Source organism: Streptomyces sp. NPDC042002 (genome assembly GCF_055588305.1).
The window spans coordinates 236,960-255,624 of the sequence record NZ_JBVJCT010000002.1 but is presented as its reverse complement, the minus strand read 5'-3'; the positions used below and the strand labels follow the sequence as shown (position 1 = coordinate 255,624).

The 18,665-nt window shown below is 70.6% G+C and carries 13 protein-coding genes; 8 read left to right on the top strand and 5 right to left on the bottom strand.

From position 1 onward, the window contains the following. The first annotated feature begins 46 nt into the window (after positions 1-46). The 3 genes from ACZ6KY_RS03855 (at position 47) to ACZ6KY_RS03845 (ending at position 2,918) form a co-directional block, all read left to right on the top strand. Positions 47-955, top strand: coding sequence for a TauD/TfdA dioxygenase family protein (locus ACZ6KY_RS03855; protein ID WP_469308695.1), 909 nt, complete (start codon positions 47-49; stop codon positions 953-955). Positions 956-1,053: 98 nt separating this feature from the next. After that, entirely contained in the window at positions 1,054-2,340 is a 1,287-nt protein-coding gene (locus ACZ6KY_RS03850; RefSeq protein ID WP_469308694.1) for an MFS transporter, read from the top strand. Beyond that, the gene (locus ACZ6KY_RS03845) at positions 2,337-2,918 is read left to right on the top strand and encodes an RBBP9/YdeN family alpha/beta hydrolase (RefSeq protein WP_469308693.1); all 582 of its coding nucleotides are present in this window, start codon (positions 2,337-2,339) and stop codon (positions 2,916-2,918) included. The genes ACZ6KY_RS03850 and ACZ6KY_RS03845 overlap by 4 nt, the downstream gene beginning before the upstream one ends. A gap of 47 nt (positions 2,919-2,965) precedes the next feature. Here the strand turns inward: ACZ6KY_RS03845 and ACZ6KY_RS03840 are convergent, their stop codons facing one another. After that, positions 2,966-4,177: an RNA-guided endonuclease InsQ/TnpB family protein gene (locus tag ACZ6KY_RS03840; RefSeq protein ID WP_469308692.1), complete on the bottom strand. Its 1,212-nt coding sequence runs from the start codon at positions 4,175-4,177 to the stop codon at positions 2,966-2,968. 179 nt (positions 4,178-4,356) lie between these two features. Between ACZ6KY_RS03840 and ACZ6KY_RS03835 the strand changes: the two genes are divergently transcribed. The 3 genes from ACZ6KY_RS03835 (at position 4,357) to ACZ6KY_RS03825 (ending at position 7,586) form a co-directional block, all read left to right on the top strand. Then, positions 4,357-6,360: an acetoacetate--CoA ligase gene (locus ACZ6KY_RS03835; protein WP_469308691.1), complete on the top strand. Its 2,004-nt coding sequence runs from the start codon at positions 4,357-4,359 to the stop codon at positions 6,358-6,360. Positions 6,361-6,586: 226 nt separating this feature from the next. Then, on the top strand, positions 6,587-6,961 hold the full coding sequence (locus ACZ6KY_RS03830) for a hypothetical protein (RefSeq protein ID WP_365877111.1): 375 nt from the start codon (positions 6,587-6,589) through the stop codon (positions 6,959-6,961). A gap of 250 nt (positions 6,962-7,211) precedes the next feature. Further along, entirely contained in the window at positions 7,212-7,586 is a 375-nt protein-coding gene (locus ACZ6KY_RS03825; RefSeq protein WP_469308971.1) for an ArsR/SmtB family transcription factor, read from the top strand. A 27-nt stretch (positions 7,587-7,613) separates the two neighbouring features. On the opposite strand, the gene ACZ6KY_RS03820 is transcribed toward ACZ6KY_RS03825, so the two are convergent. Further along, the gene (locus ACZ6KY_RS03820) at positions 7,614-8,588 is read right to left on the bottom strand and encodes a helix-turn-helix domain-containing protein (RefSeq protein ID WP_469308690.1); all 975 of its coding nucleotides are present in this window, start codon (positions 8,586-8,588) and stop codon (positions 7,614-7,616) included. An 88-nt stretch (positions 8,589-8,676) separates the two neighbouring features. Continuing rightward, positions 8,677-12,432 (bottom strand): S8 family peptidase, encoded by a 3,756-nt coding sequence (locus ACZ6KY_RS03815; protein WP_469308689.1) that lies wholly within the window; start codon positions 12,430-12,432, stop codon positions 8,677-8,679. 148 nt (positions 12,433-12,580) lie between these two features. Here ACZ6KY_RS03815 and ligA point away from each other — a divergent pair, with 148 nt between their 5' ends. Further along, the gene (gene ligA, locus ACZ6KY_RS03810) at positions 12,581-14,665 is read left to right on the top strand and encodes an NAD-dependent DNA ligase LigA (RefSeq protein WP_469308688.1); all 2,085 of its coding nucleotides are present in this window, start codon (positions 12,581-12,583) and stop codon (positions 14,663-14,665) included. Here ligA and ACZ6KY_RS03805 read toward each other — a convergent pair. Together ACZ6KY_RS03805 and ACZ6KY_RS03800 are read right to left on the bottom strand one after the other, a co-directional pair. Further along, entirely contained in the window at positions 14,653-15,144 is a 492-nt protein-coding gene (locus tag ACZ6KY_RS03805) for a GNAT family N-acetyltransferase (protein WP_469308970.1), read from the bottom strand. The genes ligA and ACZ6KY_RS03805 overlap by 13 nt on opposite strands. A gap of 207 nt (positions 15,145-15,351) precedes the next feature. Further along, positions 15,352-15,762 carry a Fur family transcriptional regulator gene (locus tag ACZ6KY_RS03800; protein ID WP_469308687.1) on the bottom strand — a complete coding sequence of 137 codons (411 nt, stop codon included), beginning with the start codon at positions 15,760-15,762 and terminating at the stop codon, positions 15,352-15,354. Between the two features lie 595 nt (positions 15,763-16,357). Between ACZ6KY_RS03800 and katG the strand changes: the two genes are divergently transcribed. Continuing rightward, on the top strand, positions 16,358-18,580 hold the full coding sequence (gene katG, locus ACZ6KY_RS03795) for a catalase/peroxidase HPI (protein WP_469308686.1): 2,223 nt from the start codon (positions 16,358-16,360) through the stop codon (positions 18,578-18,580). Positions 18,581-18,665: the final 85 nt, after the last annotated feature.

Below are 18,665 nucleotides of genomic sequence, written 5' to 3'. Positions count from 1 at the left end.
CACCACTCCCCGCGGTTCAACTCCACTCTCTCCAGGAGGAAGCACCATGGAACACACGCTCGCTCCCCGTGAGGGCGCGCCGGTCCGCGCCCACAACCGCGGCTCGATCAGGGTCGAACCGCTGACCTGTACCATCGGCGCGGAACTGTCCGGAGTGAACCTCGGCGACGCCTCACGCGACGAGGATCTGTTCGAAGAGATCAGGGCCCTGCTGCTCCAGTACAAGGTGCTGTTCCTGCGGGACCAGGACATGACGCGCGCCGAACACGTCGCCTTCGCCGAGCGTTTCGGCGCCCTGGAGGACCACCCGGTGGCCGGCAGCGACCCCGAGAACCCGGGCCTGGTGCGGATCTACAAGGACCTGGACAGCCCGGCGGAGTCGTACGAGGGAGCCCTGCACACCGATGCCACGTGGCGCGAGCGCCCGCCCATGGGCGCCGTACTGCGCTGCATCGAAGGGCCCCCCGTCGGCGGGGACACGATCTGGGTCAACATGGCCGAGGCCTACCGCCGGCTGCCGGAGAACATCCGGACGACGATCCGGGGGCTGCGGGCCCGGCACAGCATCGAGGCCACGTTCGGCGCCGCCATGCCGCAGGAGAAGCGGCACGCCCTCAAGGAGCGGTTCCCGGACGCGGAGCACCCGGTGGTGCGCGTCCACCCGGAGACCGGCGAGGAGGTCCTCTTCGTCAACGCGTTCACCACCCACTTCGTCAACTACCACACGCCCGAGAACATCCGGTTCGGGCAGGACTTCGCCCCCGGCGCGAGCCTCCTGCTCAACTACCTGATCAGCCAGGCCGCGATCCCGGAGTACCAGGTGCGCTGGCGCTGGACCCCGAACAGTGTCGCCATCTGGGACAACCGCTCCACCCAGCACTACGCCGTACAGGACTACTGGCCCGCCGTCCGCCGGATGGAGCGCGCCGGAATCATCGGCGACAGACCGTTCTGACCCCGTTCCTCCAAGCGCGTGAGGTGATGACAATGGAGTTGCACACCACTGCTGGATCCATTCCCGAGACGGACACGACCGCCTCGTCCGGATGGCCCGTGACCCGACGTTATGCCTGGGTGGTCTTCGCCCTCAGTTTCGGCCTGCTGCTGTCCGACTACATGTCCCGGCAGGTCCTCAACGCCGTCTTCCCCCTGCTCAAGAGCGAATGGCTGCTCACGGACGCCAAGCTCGGTTCGCTCAGCGGCGTCGTCGCCCTCATGGTCGGGCTGCTCACCTTCCCCATGTCGCTGATGGCCGACCGCTGGGGCCGGGTGAAGAGCCTGCTGCTCGCCGCGGCGATGTGGAGCGTGGCGACCCTCGGCTGCGCGGTGTCCGCGAGCTACGACCAGATGTTCGTCGGCCGGCTCTTCGTCGGCATCGGCGAGGCGGCGTACGGAAGTGTCGGCATAGCCGTCGTCCTGAGCATCTTCCCGATCGGTCTGCGCGCCACCCTGTCCGGCGCCTTCATCGCGGGCGGCGCCTTCGGATCGGTCCTGGGCGTGTCGATCGGCGGCGCCGTCGCCCAACACCTCGGCTGGCGGTGGGCGTTCGGCGTCATGGGCATCCTCGGCCTGGTGCTGGCGGGGGTCTACGGGCTCGTCGTCACCGAGAAGAAGCTGACGCCGGAGGGCGGTTCCACCGACGCCGAGACCGATCCCGGGCCACGCGGCCGGCTGCGCGTCCTGCTGCCCCGGCTGTTCTCCTCCGTCTCGGTGATCAGCGCCTACGTCGGCAGCGGTCTCCAGCTCTTCATCGCCGCCTCCCTGATGGCCTGGCTGCCCAGCTTCTTCAACCGCTACTACCACATGCCCACCGCCAAGGCGGGTGCGACCGCCGGAGTCTTCATCCTCGTCATCGGCATCGGCATGATCGCCGGCGGCATCGCCTCGGACCGCATCAGCCGGGCCTTCCCCATCCGCAAGTGGGCGGTCGCCATCGCGTGCAGCCTCGGCTCCCTCGTCCTGCTCCTGGCCGCGTTCCGGCTGCCGACCGGACCGCTCCAGCTCGCGGCGCTGGCGGCCGGAGCCCTTCTGGCGGCCGGAACAGCCGGTCCCGCGAGCGCCATGGTGGCCAACCTGACCCCCGCGTCCATCTCCGCCACGGCCTTCGCCACCCTGACACTCGCCAACAGCCTGCTCGGGCTGGCTCCCGGGCCCGCCGTGACCGGCGCGCTCGCCGACCACATGGGACTGCTCGGCGCCCTGCGGGTCATCCCGTTCACGGCGCTCGCCGCCACCGTCGCCTTCCTGATCGGCCGCCACTTCTACGAGCGTGATCTGCGCCGTCTGACGACCGAGCCCGTCCCGGCGGCGGAGCCGGAGGACGCGGTGGTGTCCGCGTGAGCGCCACCACCGACCCGGTGATCGTGATCGTCCCCGGACTGCGCGATCACGTCGCGGAGCACTGGCAGACCCTGCTGGCGGACCGGCTGGCCGAGGCCGGACGCACCGTCCGTACGGTCCCGCCGCTCACCGAGGACGCCCTGAGCCGCGAGGCCCGCGTGGCGGCGCTCGACAAGGTGGTCTCGGAGATCGAGGGCCCCGTCGTCCTCGTCGCGCACAGCGCCGGAGTGATCACCACGGTCCACTGGGCGTTGGGAAGCACGGCGGAGGTGCGCGGAGCGCTGCTCGCGACACCGCCGGACTTCGAGACCCCGTTGCCCGACGGCTATCCGAGGCCCGAGGCGCTCGCGGAGAACGGCTGGACGCCGGTGCCCCGGACGCGGCTGCCCTTCCCCAGCGTCGTCGCGGTCAGTTCGAACGACCCCCTCGGCACAGTCGAGCGGGTCACCGAACTGGCCCGTGACTGGGGCGGCCGGCTGGTGGACCTCGGCGAGGCCGGCCATCTCAACCCCGCGTCCGGCTACGGCCCTTGGCCGCGCGCGGAGGAACTGCTCCGTGAAATAGAAGAAACCGGCTGAACGCCGCGTCCCAGCCCAGAAAGGCAACCGTTGGCTTCCTCCCCCGCCTAAGGGCGGGGGGTTCCAGCGGTCGCCCGCTGGGGTTCCTGCTTCACCGACGACCGCCCCGTCCGGGAGGACTCCCGTTGAGGTCTTACACCGTCTCCACAGGCAGACACGGCCGGCCCGGCCGCGAGAACGTTCTGCGCCGCGTTCGCGTCGCGGTCGTGCACTGTGCCGCAGTCGCACGTCCACTCGCGGACGTTCAGCGGCAGTTTCGCCCGGACCGTGCCGCAGGCCCCGCACAGTTTCGAGCTGGGGAACCAGCGGTCGATCACGACGAGTTCGCGCCCGTACCAGGCGCACTTGTACTCCAGCATCGTCCGCAGCTCACGCCAGGCCGCGTCCGAGATGGCGCGGGCGAGTTTGGCGTTCTTGACCATGGTGCGGACGGCGAGGTCCTCGATCACGACCGTTTGGTTCTCACGGACGAGACGCGTGGTCAGCTTGTGCAGGAAGTCGCGCCGTCGGTCGGCGATCCGGGCATGGACCTTGGCGACCTTGCGGCGCGCCTTGGCCCGGTTCTTGCCGTCGCCCTTGGCCTTGCGGGACAGTTCCCGCTGGGCCTTCCCCAGGCGGGCGCGGTCGCGGCGTTCGTGCCGGGGGTTGGTGATCTTCTCCCCGGTGGACAGGGTCACCAGTGAGGTGATCCCCGCGTCGATCCCGACCGCGGCCGTGGTGGCCGGGCCGGGGGTGATCGTGTCGTCGCAGAGCAGCGACACGAACCAGCGCCCAGCCGCGTCCTGGGACACGGTCACAGTCGACGGCTGCGCACCTTCGGGCAGCGGCCGGGACCACACGATGTCCAGCGGCTTACGCATCTTGGCGAGCGTGAGCCTGCCGTCGAGGTAGCGAAAAGCCGAGCTGGTGTACTCCGCCGAACGGCGGGACTTCTTGCGCGACTTGAAGCGCGGGTACTTCGCCCGTCCCTCGAAGAAACCGGCGAACGCTCCTTGCAGGTGCCGCAGGCACTGCTGCAACGGCACCGAGGACACCTCGGAGAGGTAGGTGAGTTCCTCGGTCTTCTTCCACGCGGTGAGCATCGCCGAGGTCGCGTTGTAGTTGACCCTCTCCCGGCGCTGGTACCACGCGACGGTACGGGCCTCGAGAGCCAGGTTGTAGACCTTGCGCACACATCCGAAGGTGCGCGACAGCTCGGCCGCCTGCGCGTCCGTCGGATAGAAGCGGTATTTGAACGCCCGCTTCACCTGAGTGGTCATGACTCACAAACTACTACAACACATTGTGACCGCCTGCTGACTACAGGTGGTGAGCGGCGATCCGCCCTGGCGGCGAATCGTCTTTCGCTTCCCTGCTCCGCAGGAGTCCGTTTCTCCCCCGCAAGCGGGAGGTACCCCCACCCCGGCCCGAAGGCCGGGGCATCCACGAAGGAAAACCGATGAACACCGACACCGACCTGCTGTGGTCCCCCGGTCGCCGTGAGTTGGAGGACTCCAACGTCGCGTGCTTCATGGACTGGGTGAGCGAGGTACGGGGACTCCACTTCTCCGACTACGCCGAGTTGTGGCGGTGGAGTTCCACCGACCTCGCTGGATTCTGGTCGGCGGTGTGGGAGTTCTACGGGCTGGACGCGGTCACCGATTACGACAAGGTGCTCGGCGAGGCGTCGATGCCGGGAGCCGACTGGTTTCCCGGCGCCCGGCTCAACTTCGCCGAACGCTGCTTCGCCCAGGCCACGGACGCCCGCCCCGCGCTCGTCTGCCTGACCGAGGGCGGCACTCCCGAGGACATCTCCTGGCACGAGCTGCGCCGGCAGGTCACCGATGTCGCGGCGGCCCTGCGCCGCATGGGTGTGGAGCCCGGCGACTGCGTGGCCGGATACCTCCCCAACCTCCGCCAGACCGTGGTGGCGCTGCTGGCCACGGCCGCCGTCGGCGCCGTATGGACGGCCTGCTCCCCCGACTTCGGCACGCCCAGCGTGCTCGCGCGGCTCCGCCAGGCACGGCCGACGGTCCTCGTGGCCGCGGACGGATACCGCTACGGCGGCAAGGACTACGACAAGCGCCCGGACGTCGCCGAGCTCGCTGACGGTCTGCCCACCGTCCGCCACCTCCTCGCCGTCGACAGCCTCTTCGCGGTCCCGGCCGAGCCGTGGTCGGGACGGTCCGACGTCGAACAGCACGCCTGGTCCGCGCTGCCGGTGGCAGACGAGGAGCTGGAGTTCGCCGACGTTCCCTTCGACCACCCGTTGTGGATCCTGTGGTCGTCGGGAACGACGGGGATACCGAAGGGGATCGTCCAGGGGCACGGCGGCATCGTGGTCGAACTCCTCAAGGCTCTGGGCCTGGGAGTCGATCTGCGCGCCGACGACCGCTATCTCTTCATCACCTCCACCAGTTGGATGGTGTGGAACTTCCTGGTCGGCGGGCTGCTGCACGGCAGCACCGTCATCCTGTACGACGGCAGCCCGACCTTTCCCGACATCGACGGCGCCTGGCGGATCGCCGAGTGGACCGGCGCGACCGTGGTCGGCCTGGGTGCCGCGTATCTCACCGCCGGGGAGAAGGCGGACTCGCGTCCCGCGGACATGTTCGGACTCGACAGCCTGCGCACCGTCCTCCAGACCGGGTCGACGCTGCCGCCCAGCACCTGGCGCTGGGTCCACGACCGGCTGACACCCGGTGTGCGGCTCCAGTCCATCTGCGGCGGTACGGACGTCTGCTCGGTCCTCGCGGGAAGCACCCCGCTGCTGCCCGTCCGCGTGGGCCGTATCCAGGCCCCCGCACTGGGGGTCGCCATGGCCTCGTGGGACGCTCAGGGGCACCCTCTGACGGGCGAGCAGGGTGAGTTGGTGGTGACCGCGCCGCTGCCGTCCATGCCGCTCCGCTTCGTCGGCGACCCCGACGGCGCCCGCTACCGGGCCAGTTACTTCGACACCTACCCCGGAGTGTGGCGGCACGGCGACTGGGTCACGATCGACACCGATCTGTCCGTCGTCGTCGCGGGCCGCTCCGACTCCACCCTGAACCGCTCGGGCGTCCGCATGGGCTCCGCCGACATCTACGCCGTCGTCGACCAGCTCCCGGAGATCGCCGACAGTCTCGTCATCGGTGTGGAACAGTCCGACGGCGACTACTTCATGCCGCTGTTCGTCGTGCCGGCCGAGGGCACCGCGCTCGACGACGGCCTGCGCCGGCGGATCGCCACAGCCATCAGGAGCCGGCTCTCCCCGCGCCATGTGCCCGACGCGATCGTGCCGGTCCCCGCCGTGCCCCGCACCCTCACCGGCAAGAAGCTCGAAGTCCCGGTCAAGCGCATCCTCCAGGGCGCCCGCAGCTCCGAGGTCAGCAGCGAGGGATCCATCACCCACCCCGAGATGCTGGCCTGGTTCGCGGACTTCGCGACGCGTACGGCGGCCTCACGGGCTTCGGCCGCCGGGTGAGCCCCGTCCGCCGACCGCACGCCACCGGACCTTCCTCCGCGCCCGTGATCCATGGTCATCGACCGCACAACAGTGATCAATAGAGCCTGTGCCGACGTACATTTCGATGCTCCTTCCGCCAGTCCCGAAACAACTCGGCTGCCCGCCGCGGACGGTACGTAGTGTCCTGGTCACTGACCGGGCGGGAACTCCTCCGCCCGCGCAGTGACCAGGAGGAGACATCGGTATGGCAAATGTGGAGATCTCCCTCAAGGAGACGATGACGTCCATCGAGGGTGCGATGGGCGCCGCTCTCGTCGACTACACGAGCGGCATGGCACTGGGCACGCTGGGGGGCGGCAAGGAACTCAACCTGTCGGTCGCGGCAGCGGGCAACACCGACGTGATCCGGGCCAAGGTGCGCACCATGGAGCACCTCGGTCTCAAGAGCAAGATCGAAGACGTACTGATCACGCTCGCGGACCAGTACCACCTCCTCCGGCCGCTCAAGAGCCGTGACGGCAACGGGCTGTTCCTGTACCTGGTGCTCAACAAGGCGACGTCCAACCTGGCCATGGCCCGTCATCAGCTGGCCCGCATCGAGGCCGAACTAGAGGTGTAGGCAGCCACCTTCTCCGCGCCTCCGCATGCCCATGACTTGAAGACTTCTTCAATTAGGTACATCCAGATCGAGTCAATCCCGTGGGTGTGCGGAGGTGGAGCCGCGAGGATCGGTCCTTACGGCACCGCTCGCGGAGGGCGCGCAGACCGCCACCGCACCAGCCGGAGAATCAGCCCGTCCCAGGCGGCAGGGAGCGAACGTTTTGACCAGGCAGGTCCCCCTCTACCAGGCCAAGGCCGAGTTCTTCCGCATGCTCGGACACCCTGTGCGCATCCGGGTTCTGGAACTGCTGCAGAGCGGCCCCGTCTCGGTGCGCGACCTGCTCAGCGAGATCGAGATCGAACCCTCCAACCTCTCGCAGCAACTGGCCGTACTGCGCCGCTCGGGCATCGTGGTGTCCATCCGCGAGGGTTCCACCGTCAGTTACGCGCTCGCCGGCGGCGATGTAGCCGAACTCCTGCGCGCCGCCCGCCGCATCCTCACCGAACTGCTCTCCGGCCAGACCGAGTTGCTGGCCGAACTGCGCCAGGCCGACCTCGACACGGGCCTGCCTCCCGGTCCGCGCGAACCGGACCTCGTCATCACCCGGTCCGCGCGCCCCTCGCCCGCCGTCCGGGGACACTGACGCCCGGAACGGCCACCGGGTGGCCCGTCAGGCCCAGCCCTTGCGCGCGGCGTGCCAGCCGAGCTGGATGCGGCTCTCCGCACCCGCGCGCGCCATGAGTTCACCGATGCGCCGCTGAACAGTGCGGCGGGAGACGCCGAGCCGCGCACCGACCGCCTGGTCGGTGAGTCCCGCGAGGACCAGGGCGAGCATCCGGGAGTCGAACTCGTCTATGGCGTCGGGGCGTTGCTCGGCGAAGCCGTCGCCCGTCGTGTGGGGCGACAGCGAATACGCCTGCCCCCAGGCCAGTTCGAAATAGGCGACCAGCGCGTCCAGCAGCCCTCCGGCGTGCACCAGCACCGAGGCGGCCGCGGTGTTGCGGCCGCTGAGCAGGGGAAGCATCGCCAATTCACGGTCCGCGATGATGAGTTTGACCGGGACGTCGTCGGCGACCCCGATCCGCTGTCCGGCCGCCAGGTCGGCGAGGGCCTGGGCGACCATTCCGGGCTCGGTCAGCGCCTCCCGGTGCACGATCGTCCGGTACTGCACGCCACGACGTACTCCGGCCCGCTCGGCGGCGTTGGCGCTGGGCGGCACGACGGCGAGTTCAGGCACCATCATCGACCGTACCTCGTGCCGGGCGGACTCCTGGAGCTGCCGGAACCGGTGCCGTACCGCGTCGATGTCGCTGATCACCTCCACCGCGCCGCCCTCGGCAGCCGTGCGGTGCTGCTCCGCGAGGGCGAGCACCGCGTGCTCCGCCGTGCTCAACTCGTCGCGGCGCCGCCGCAGTTCCCCGCCCAGCGCGACCGCGGGCGGCGCTGCCACGAACAGGGTGGCCGCGCCCTCGACCGCCTGGAGGACGACCAGGCCGCGCCCGGCCAGAGCGGTGAGGATCTCACGCGTCTCGGACTCGGGGCGACCGCCGTCGGCGGCCAGTTCATGGACGGCGGCCCGGCCACGGGCCACCAGGAGGCGGTAGACCTCCTCCTCGGCCGGGCCGAGACCGAGCGCGGCGAGCATGGGCCACTCCTTGACGTCGCAGGTGACGCCGGTCGGGCCCGGGGCTGTGGAAGCCCGGGCCCGGCCGATCGCACGTATGCGCCAAGGTCTACTTCAAGCCGTAGGCTCGTGTCACCTCCTGCGTGACGCTGTTGCCCGCATCGTCCCAAGTACGGGCCTCAAGAGAGACGAATCCGCTGTGCGGGGCGTCGAATCGGGCGGTCCAGTGGCCCGTGGCCGTACGGTCCAGGCGGACCGGCTTCCAGTGGCGGCCGTCGTCGTAGGAGACAGAGAGTGTGGCGCCGGCGACCCGTCCGGCGCCCGCCGCGTCCGGCAGGTTCGACCCCGTCAGGCCGAGGGTCTGCCGGCCGCCGCGCGCGTCGCCCGCGAGGTCGGTGGCGACGCTGTAGTCCAACTGCATCAGCGCCATCCGGTCGATCTCCGTCGGATCGGTCACCGGCGCCGATCGCACCTTCCACACGGTGTGCGTGCGGGGCGACAACGGGTAGGCGCTCGCGTCGCGTTCGGCGTGCAGGTCGAGGGTGTACGTGGAGGGCACGGTCGGGACCGGATACAGCGTCGCCGACGCCCAGGCCGAGGTCGCCACCAGCTCACCGTCCTGGTACACCTTGAAGTCCAGGCTGTCGTCGCCGTCCTGCATGTAACCGCCGTGGTCGGGCCCGTTGTCCGTCCAGGGCTGGACGTTGAAGGACACGAAGCCCTGCTGCCGCTCCGACCACCAGAAGCCGCTGCCGTTGCGCGGATGCGCGATCGGGGCGAACCAGTCACTGGTGACCCGTTTGCCGGCCTTGTAGGTGATCATTCCGCCGCGTGACTCCAGAGCCAGGTTCGGCCCCGTGATCGAGTCCTCGGCCCACGAGGTGCCCGGCTGCGCCGACAGGTAGTCCGTACGCGTCGCGGGCATGTCCGTACGCAGCGGGAACCCGAGGGCGTAGGTGCGGTAGGGCCGGTAGTCCCAACGGTATTCGCCGCTGGGGTACTTGGTGGTGCCGTGGAAACGCATGTCCACGACGGCCAGTTCGGAGGCCTTCGGCCGGTAGGTCAGACCCGTGTCGGGAATCCGGCCCGGGTGCGGGGCTACGAGGTCGTACACGTACGGCGAGTTGGGCGCTCCCTCGACGTTCAGGCGCAGGGAGCCGCGCTGGGCCTGCGCGATCAGCGGAGCGCCTTCGTTCGCGGTCAGCGAGGCGACCGGGACGGCGCTGTAGGCGCCCTCGTCGGTGCCCACCCATTCCAGGAGCTTGCCGGGCCCGTCGTTGACGACGAGCAGGAGTCCGGCCCCGGCGTCGGCCGCCGCCTGGGCGCGCTGGGTACCGGTGACCGCGTCGGAACGGGTCACGAGGACCACCTTGCCCTTGACGCGCAGCCCCGCGTAGTCGGCGGGGGCGCCGGCCCCGGCGTAGACCACGTCCAGCCGCTTCCGGCCGTCGTAGAAGGCGGATCCGCTCTGGCCGAGGACGGTGACGGCCTTGCCGTCGTGGTTCAGTGAGAGCAGCGGGTAGGCCTTGCGCCAGCGGGTCTCGTACTCGAAGGTGCCCTGGGTCACCTTCCGCGTGGGCAGCACGAACATGCTGTCGTACGTGGGCGGCAGAAGGTACTCGGAGTCCACGGTGCTGAGTCCGCCGTCAGAGCGGTACCAGTTCATGTAGAGCATCCGGTCCTCGGACCTGCGCGGCACCACCGCCGTGACCTCGCGGGTCCTGCTGCCGTCGAGGTCCAGCTTCCGGTCGTGGTCGAGGACGATCTGCGGATCACCGAGCAGCGCCATGCCGAGCGAGTCCGGGCCGTGGCTGCCGGCGACGTCGAGATAGCTCAGGGCGCTGTACGTGCCGGCCTGTAGCCGCACGGTCGCGCTGCCGGTCGCGTCCACCGAGATGTACTGCGGTTCGGCGTCGGTGCCGAAGCGCTGCAACTGGACGTATCCGGAGGCGGGTTCGCCGGAGCGGTCCTTGAGTGTGATGTCGAGCGAGTAGCGCTCCTCCTCCCGGTACAGCCCGACCTGGGTGCGGGCGCGCACAGTGCCCGACGCGTCGCTCGCGGACACCCGTCCGAGGTAACGGCGGCCGTTCGCGCCGAGGTTCGGCCGCGCGGTGGCGGTGACGGAGGCGGTGCCGTGCGCGGGGACGGTCACGGAGTCGGCGGAGAGGGAGAACATCCCGGCGGGCGCCGGGGTTCCGGCGTCCGCGCCCGGGTCGACGTCGTAGGGGCCGCCGGCCACGGACGCGGTGAGGGCGAGGTTCAGGGTGACGGCGCTGTCACCGGTGTTGCGGTAGGTGAGCGTGCGGTCGACGGTCGCCGGGCCGTTGTGCGGCCAGGCGTCGAAGCCGAAGTACGCCGAGCCGGTGGCGGTCACGGTGGCGTCGGCGGAAGCCGCCACGTCCACCCGGCCCGCGCCGACCTGATAGGCGGTCAGATCGGGGAGCTCCTTGGCGGTGCTCATCAGCGCGTCCTTGAGCTGGGGCGCTTTCCATTCCGGGTGTTCCTGGGCGAGGATCGCGGCCGCGCCGGCGACGTGCGGGGTGGCCATCGAGGTGCCGCTCATCGTCTGGTACCAGCCGGTCTCGGCGCTGCCCCCGGCCTTAGCGGCGAGGATGTCGACGCCGGGTGCGGCGATGTCCGGCTTGAGGGCGTAGTCGCCGTAGCGCGGGCCCGTGGACGAGAAGTACGCGAGCTGGTCGTCGGAGTCCACCGCGGCCACGGTCAGCGCGTCGTCGGCGGCGCCCGGGGCACTCATGGACGCTTCCGTGCCGGTGTTGCCCGCGGCCACGACGAACAGCGCGCCGCTCTTCTCGCTGAGCTGGTCCAGTGCCTCGCTCATCGGGTCGGTGCCGTCCGTGGGCTGGTCGCCGCCGAGGCTCATGCTCACGACCTTGGCGCCCTGGTCCACCGCCCATTCCATGCCCGCGATGACCCAGGAGTCGTCTCCGTACCCCTCGTTGGCGAGCACCTTGCCGATCAGCAGGTCGGCGCCGGGCGCCACGCCCTTCTCGGCCCCGTCGGAGGCGGCTCCGCTGCCGGCCACGGTGGAAGCGGTGTGGGTCCCGTGTCCGTGCCCGTCCTCGGCGGACTCACCGGGTACGAAGCTGGCCGATTCGCTGATCCGGCCGGCCAGGTCCGGGTGATGGCTGTCGGCACCGGTGTCGAGCACCGCGACCTTGACGCCCTTGCCGTCGAGACCGGCCTTCCAGGCGGCCGGCGCGCCGATCTGCGCGGTGCTGTCCTTCAAGGTGGCCTTGACCCTGCCGTCCAGCCAGATCTTGGACAGGCCGTCCTTCAGCGAGGGCCGCTGCGCGGGGGTGTCGGTGGCGACCGATCTCCAGAGCTTCCCGGCCTGCTTCTTGGAGGCCCTGACGGAGGTGCCGTTGACGCTCTTCAGCGACCGCACCTTGGTGGTGCCGGTGGGCGTCGCCTCCACCTTGTCGCGGTATCCGAGGATCAGCGGAAGTCCGGAGCTGTGCTGATCGTCGTAGCCCTGCTCGATGAGCGAGGTGACGTCGAAGAGGCGCCGGTCGAGCCGGTTCGCGGCGAGATAGGGCAACGCCTCGTCCGGGTAGACGTAGAGGTCCTTGCCGACCGTCTCGGTGCGGACGCCGCCGGTGGCGCCGCGCGGGCGTCGTACGTCGACGGAGTGCTTGCCTCCGCCGAGGTCCATCACCTTGACCACGTCGCCGGTGATCAGCGTGACGGTGCGGTCGGCGCCGGTGCGGGACGGGGCGGCGGGAGCCTTGGGCGCACTGTTCGCGGCGCCCGCCTGACCGGTGAGGGTGGTGAGAACGGCGGCGACGGCCGCCGCTGCCGCGATGGCCCGTCTGCCTCGTGGGCGGTGCGGTATGAGGGAGATCATGGCTAGGTCTTACCGGTGCCCGCCGGCCCGGGGGAACGCCCGGCGGCTGGCACCAAAGCGCCACGTCTCACATGTGCCAGCGGGACCTTGCCGGGGCGGGCGGGTCGGCGGGAGGGCATTGTCAGTGGTGGCAGGCAGGATGACGGGTATGACAACACCAGTCGCAGTGATCGTGGATGCCGTCGCCTACGCGCAGGCCGTCGAGGACGCGTTGAAGGCGTCGGCCGCCTATTACGAGGGCGGCACGTCCGTGCTGGACGACGACGCGTACGACCGGCTCGTGCGCGGCATCGCCGTGTGGGAGGCCGGACATCCCGATCAGGTGCTGCCCGACTCGCCGACCGGGAAGGTCGCGGGCGGCGCCGTCGAGGGAGACGTCCCGCACACGGTGGCGATGCTGAGCCTGGACAATGTGTTCTCGCCCGAGGAGTTCACCGCCTGGACGGTGTCGCTGACCCGCCGGACCGGCCACGAGGTGGAGCAGTTCAGTGTCGAGCCGAAGCTCGACGGCCTGGCCATCGCCGCGCGCTACAGCCAGGGCCGGCTGACGCAACTGGTCACCCGCGGGGACGGGACGGCCGGTGAGGACGTGTCGCACGCGATCGGAACGATCGAGGGCCTCCCCGGTGAGCTGGCCGAGCCCCTCACGCTGGAGGCGCGCGGCGAAGTCCTCATGACGACAGCGCAGTTCGAGCACGCCAACGAGGTGCGCACCGCGCACGGCGGGCAGCCGTTCGCGAACCCGCGCAACGCCGCGGCGGGCACCCTGCGCGCCAAGGAGCGTGCCTACACCGTTCCGATGACCTTCTTCGGCTACGGCCTTCTGCCGGTGCCCGGCACCGATGCCGATACGGCCGCCCGGCTGGACGAGCTCGCGCACAGCGAACTCATGGCACGGGCAGCCGAGTTGGGCGTGAACACCACCGCGGGCACCGCCGTCCCCGGCATCACGGCGGCGACCGCCGGGCAGGTCCTCGCCCGCGTCCAGGAGATCGGGGCGCTGCGCGCCGAGCTGCCGTTCGGCATCGACGGCATCGTCATCAAGGCCGACCTCGCCGCCGACCAGCGGGCCGCCGGATCCGGTACCCGCGCACCGCGCTGGGCGATCGCCTACAAGCTCCCCGCCGTCGAGAAGATCACCCGGCTGCTGGCCGTGGAGTGGAACGTCGGCCGTACGGGCATCATCGCCCCGCGCGCGGTGCTGGAACCGGTCGAGATCGACGGCTCGACCATCACGTACGCCACCCTCCACAACCCGGCGGACATCACGCGTCGCGATCTGCGGCTGGGCGACCATGTGATGGTCCACCGCGCCGGAGACGTGATCCCCCGCGTCGAAGCGCCCGTGGCCCATCTGCGCACCGGCGAGGAACAGCCCATCGTCTTCCCCGAGGCCTGCCCGAACTGCGGATCCGCCATCGACACCAGCGAGCAGCGCTGGCGCTGCGAGCAGGGCCGCAACTGCCATCTGGTCGCCGCGCTCTCGTACGCCGCCGGCCGCGACCAGCTCGACATCGAGGGCCTCGGCCATACGCGGGTCGTCCAGCTCGTCGAGGCCGGTCTGGCCGCCGATCTCGCCGATCTGTTCGGTCTGACCCGCGATCAGCTACTCGGTCTGGAGCGCATGGGCGAGACCAGCACCGACAACCTCCTCGCGGCGATCGAGGCGGCCAAGGGCCAGCCGCTGTCGCGGGTGCTGTGCGCGCTGGGTGTGCGCGGCACCGGCCGTTCCATGTCCCGGCGTATCGCCCGGTACTTCGCGACCATGGAGCTGGTGCGCGCGGCGGATGCGGAAACGATGCAGCGGGTCGAGGGCATCGGCACCGAGAAGGCCCCCTCGATCGTCGCCGAACTGGCCGAACTCGCCCCGCTCATCGACAAACTCGTCGCCGCCGGGGTCAACATGACCGAGCCCGGCGCCACCCCGCCCGCTCCGGCAGGCGAGGACGACCCGAGCGCGGAGGGCGACGAAGCCGCGGGCGGGCCGCTGGCCGGGATGACGGTGGTGGTCACCGGCGCGATGACCGGGGTCCTGGAGCAGCTCAGCCGCAACCAGATGAACGAGCTCATCGAGCGGGCGGGCGGGCGTTCCTCCTCCAGCGTGTCGAAGAAGACCACCCTGGTCGTCGCCGGAGAGGGCGCGGGATCCAAGCGCGCCAAGGCCGAGACCCTCGGAATCAGACTCGCCGCACCGGAGGAGTTCGCCACGCTGGTCGCCGACTACCTCGCCTGATCGCCCTGTCCGAGCGGTGGGCCGATCCGCCGGGCCAGCACCTGGCCCGGCCAGGTCCCGGACAGGAAGGGGTCGGTGGGGGTGAATCCCTCGCGCTCGTAGAACGCGACCAGTTCGCCCCCGCCGCCCGCCCAGCAGTCGACCCGCAGCAACGCGACGCCGGCCCGCCGGGTCTCCTCGGCGGCGTGGGCCAGCAGCGCCGCCCCGATGCCCCGGCCGGCGCAGCGCCGGTCGGACACCAAGAGCCGGACGTACCGCTCGGGTTCCCCGGCGGGCTCGATCGGCATCTGCGGGCTGGGCCCGGAGTCCAGCACCATGGCTCCGACGGGTGTTCCGTCCGACTCCGCGATGTAGGGGGCGCACTCGGTCGTGTACCGATGGACCCGCTCCGCCCCGCCCGACGTCCGCGAGTACGGGGTGGTGCCCCACTGCTCGGTGTTGCCGCGGCCGTTCATCCAGACCACCGCCGCGTCGAGCATGTCCAGAATGGCCTGCGCGTCGGCCGGGCCGCCCGGCCTGATCCGTATCTCCTGGGCGACGTCCTGCGTGCTGTCCTGTGTCGTGCCCTGTGTGGTGTCGTTCACGGCGGAAGCTTAGGCATCACGGGGCGAGCCGCCACAGGGCCGCGCGCCGCCGGACGGATCACGGACGCGCCCGCCGGCCGCCGGACGGGGTCCGTCCGGAGCCTAGGCGCACGAAGGGCACAGCCCCCGGTAGGTGACCTCGACGGCGGCCACCGTGAATCCGAATCGTTCCGTCGCCGGAAGGTCGGCCAGCGGGTTTCCGGTCGGGTGGACGTCACGCACGGTGCCGCAGCTGGAGCACACCAGATGCTGGTGCGGGTGGTGGGCGTTGGGGTCGTAGCGCTTGGCGCGGCCGTCGGTGGAGACCTCGATGACCTCGCCGAGGGAGACCAGCTCCCCCAGGGCGTTGTAGACGGTCGCCCGGGAGATCTCGGGCAGTCGCTCCGCGGCGCGGGCGTGCACCTCGTCGGCCGTGAGGTGCACGTGCTCGCCGTCGAGGACCTCCGCAACGACACGCCGCTGGGAGGTCATCCGCCAGCCACGCCCTCGCAGTCGCTCCAGCAGGTCACTCATATCGGTTCACCTTTTCAGGATCAGTGGGAACCCGCAGTTTATCGGTGTGCATCCTGGGTCCGATCGGATACGCGTTTGGCGTCCTTCTTGACTTGGACTCTGTCCATTGTAGGATCGGTTTTGGCACTGGCCAAGGGACAGGAAGACTCCAGTACGGGCAGGAGAGACAGAGATGTCGGGACCACCGCCGTGGAACCACGCGGCGCCGGCCTGCACGTGACGGCCGCCCATGACACGCTGCCCGGGACCCTCCCGGAACCCTGGGCCACCCCGGCGACGGCGCGTTCAGTGCCGGGGTGTGCCGACCCGGAGCCGTATTCCCCTTCACGTCGCGCACGGCCCTCCGTCCGCTCGCCGTGGCAGGACTCGTACCCCGTGTCGGACCGGTCCAGCCGGCCGGCCGTGAGCGGTGTACCGCGTCCCCGCCTCCGGCTGTGCGGCCCGCCGCGCGCCCTGCCTGTTCCCGTCCGAAGACCACGGCCTCCCCTTCGACTCCGTCGATGGTTGCGGGGCCGGCCGCCGGGGTCCCCGCCCCGGCTGTTCCCCCACCAGCAGTCTCTGAGCACCGAGATCCGCCCCGTCCGGAAGGATTCCCATGTCTGAGAACCATGATGCGATCGTCACCGACGCGAAAACGGAGGCCGGAGGCGGCTGCCCCGTCGCGCACGGGCGCGCCCCGCACCCGACCCAGGGCGGTGGAAACCGCCAGTGGTGGCCGGAGCGGCTCAACCTGAAGATCCTTGCCAAGAACCCCGCCGTGGCCAATCCCCTCGGCGCGGACTTCGACTACGCCGCGGCCTTCGGGTCCCTCGACCTCGCGGCCGTGAAGCAGGACATCGCCGAGGTGCTCACGACCTCGCAGGACTGGTGGCCCGCCGACTTCGGCAACTACGGCCCCTTCATGATCCGCATGGCGTGGCACAGCGCGGGCACCTACCGCATCAGCGACGGCCGCGGCGGCGCCGGTGCCGGGCAGCAGCGCTTCGCCCCCCTCAACAGCTGGCCGGACAACGTCAACCTGGACAAGGCCCGCCGACTGCTGTGGCCCGTCAAGAAGAAGTACGGCCAGAACCTCTCCTGGGCCGACCTCATGATCCTCACCGGCAACGTCGCCCTGGAGCAGATGGGCTTCGACACCTTCGGCTTCGCCGGCGGCCGCGAGGACGTGTGGGAGTCCGAGGAGGACGTGTACTGGGGTCCCGAGACAACCTGGCTCGACGACCAGCGCTACACCGGCGACCGTGAGCTGGAGAACCCGCTCGGCGCCGTCCAGATGGGCCTCATCTACGTCAACCCGGAGGGCCCGAACGGCAACCCGGACCCGCTCGCCGCGGCCCGCGACATCCGTGAGACCTTCCGCCGGATGGCCATGAACGACGAGGAGACGGTCGCCCTGATCGCGGGCGGCCACACCTTCGGCAAGACCCACGGCGCGGGCCCGGCGGAGAGCGTCGGCGACGACCCCGAGGCCGCCCCGATCGAGGCGCAGGGCCTGGGCTGGAAGAGCACGTACGGCACGGGCAAGGGCGCGGACGCCATCACCTCCGGCCTGGAGGTCACCTGGAGCAACACGCCCACCCAGTGGAGCAACGGCTTCTTCGACAACCTCTTCGGTTACGAGTGGGAGCTGACCCAGAGCCCCGCGGGCGCCAACCAGTGGAAGCCGAAGGACGGCGCGGGCGAGGGCACCGTCCCGGACGCCCACGACGCCTCGAAGAAGATCGCTCCCTCGATGCTCACGACCGACCTGTCGCTGCGCCTCGACCCGATCTACGAGCCGATCTCCCGCCGCTTCCACGAGGACCCCGCCGAGTTCGCGGACGCCTTCGCGCGGGCCTGGTACAAGCTGACCCACCGCGACATGGGCCCGAAGTCCCTCTACCTCGGCCCGGAGGTCCCCGAGGAGACCCTGCTGTGGCAGGACCCGCTGCCCCAGGCGGAGGGCGAGGTCATCGGCGCCGAGGACGTCACCGCCCTCAAGGCGAAGATCCTCGCCTCGGACCTGACGGTCTCGGAGCTGGTCTCCACCGCGTGGGCGTCGGCCTCGACGTTCCGCGGCAGCGACAAGCGCGGCGGCGCCAACGGCGCGCGCGTCCGTCTGGAGCCGCAGCGCGGCTGGGAGGCCAACGACCCCGACCAGCTCGCGTCGGTGCTGCGCACGCTGGAGGGCATCCAGCGTGACTTCAACGCCGGTGCCAAGAACGTCTCGCTGGCCGACCTGATCGTCCTCGGCGGCGTCGCCGCCGTCGAGAAGGCCGCCAAGGACGCCGGTCACGACGTCCAGGTGCCCTTCACCCCGGGCCGCGTCGACGCGACGGACGAGCACACCGACGCGGAGTCCTTCGCCGCCCTGGAGCCGCGCGCGGACGGCTTCCGCAACTACCTCGGCAAGGGCAACCGGCTTCCGGCCGAGTACCTGCTGCTCGACCGGGCGAACCTGCTGACCCTGAGCGCGCCGGAGCTGACGGTCCTCGTCGGCGGTCTGCGCGCCCTGGGCGCGACCCACCAGGGTTCCTCGCACGGTGTCCTCACCGAAACGCCCGGGACGCTGACGAACGACTTCTTCGTCAATCTGCTCGACCTGGGCACGACGTGGACGCCGACGTCCGAGGACGCGACCACCTTCGAGGGCCGCGACGACGCCACCGGCGAGATCAAGTGGACCGGCACGCGCGCCGACCTCGTCTTCGGCTCGAACTCCGAGCTGCGCGCGCTCGCGGAGGTCTACGCGAGCGACGACGCGCACGCGAAGTTCGTGTCGCACTTCGTCGCCGCCTGGGACAAGGTCATGAACCTGGACCGGTTCGACCTCGTCTGACATCCGGCGTCCGGGCCGGCCCTGAATGGGCCGGCCCGGACGTCCCGGCGCGCACGGGCCCTCGGCATCCCGGGGCCACGGCCCG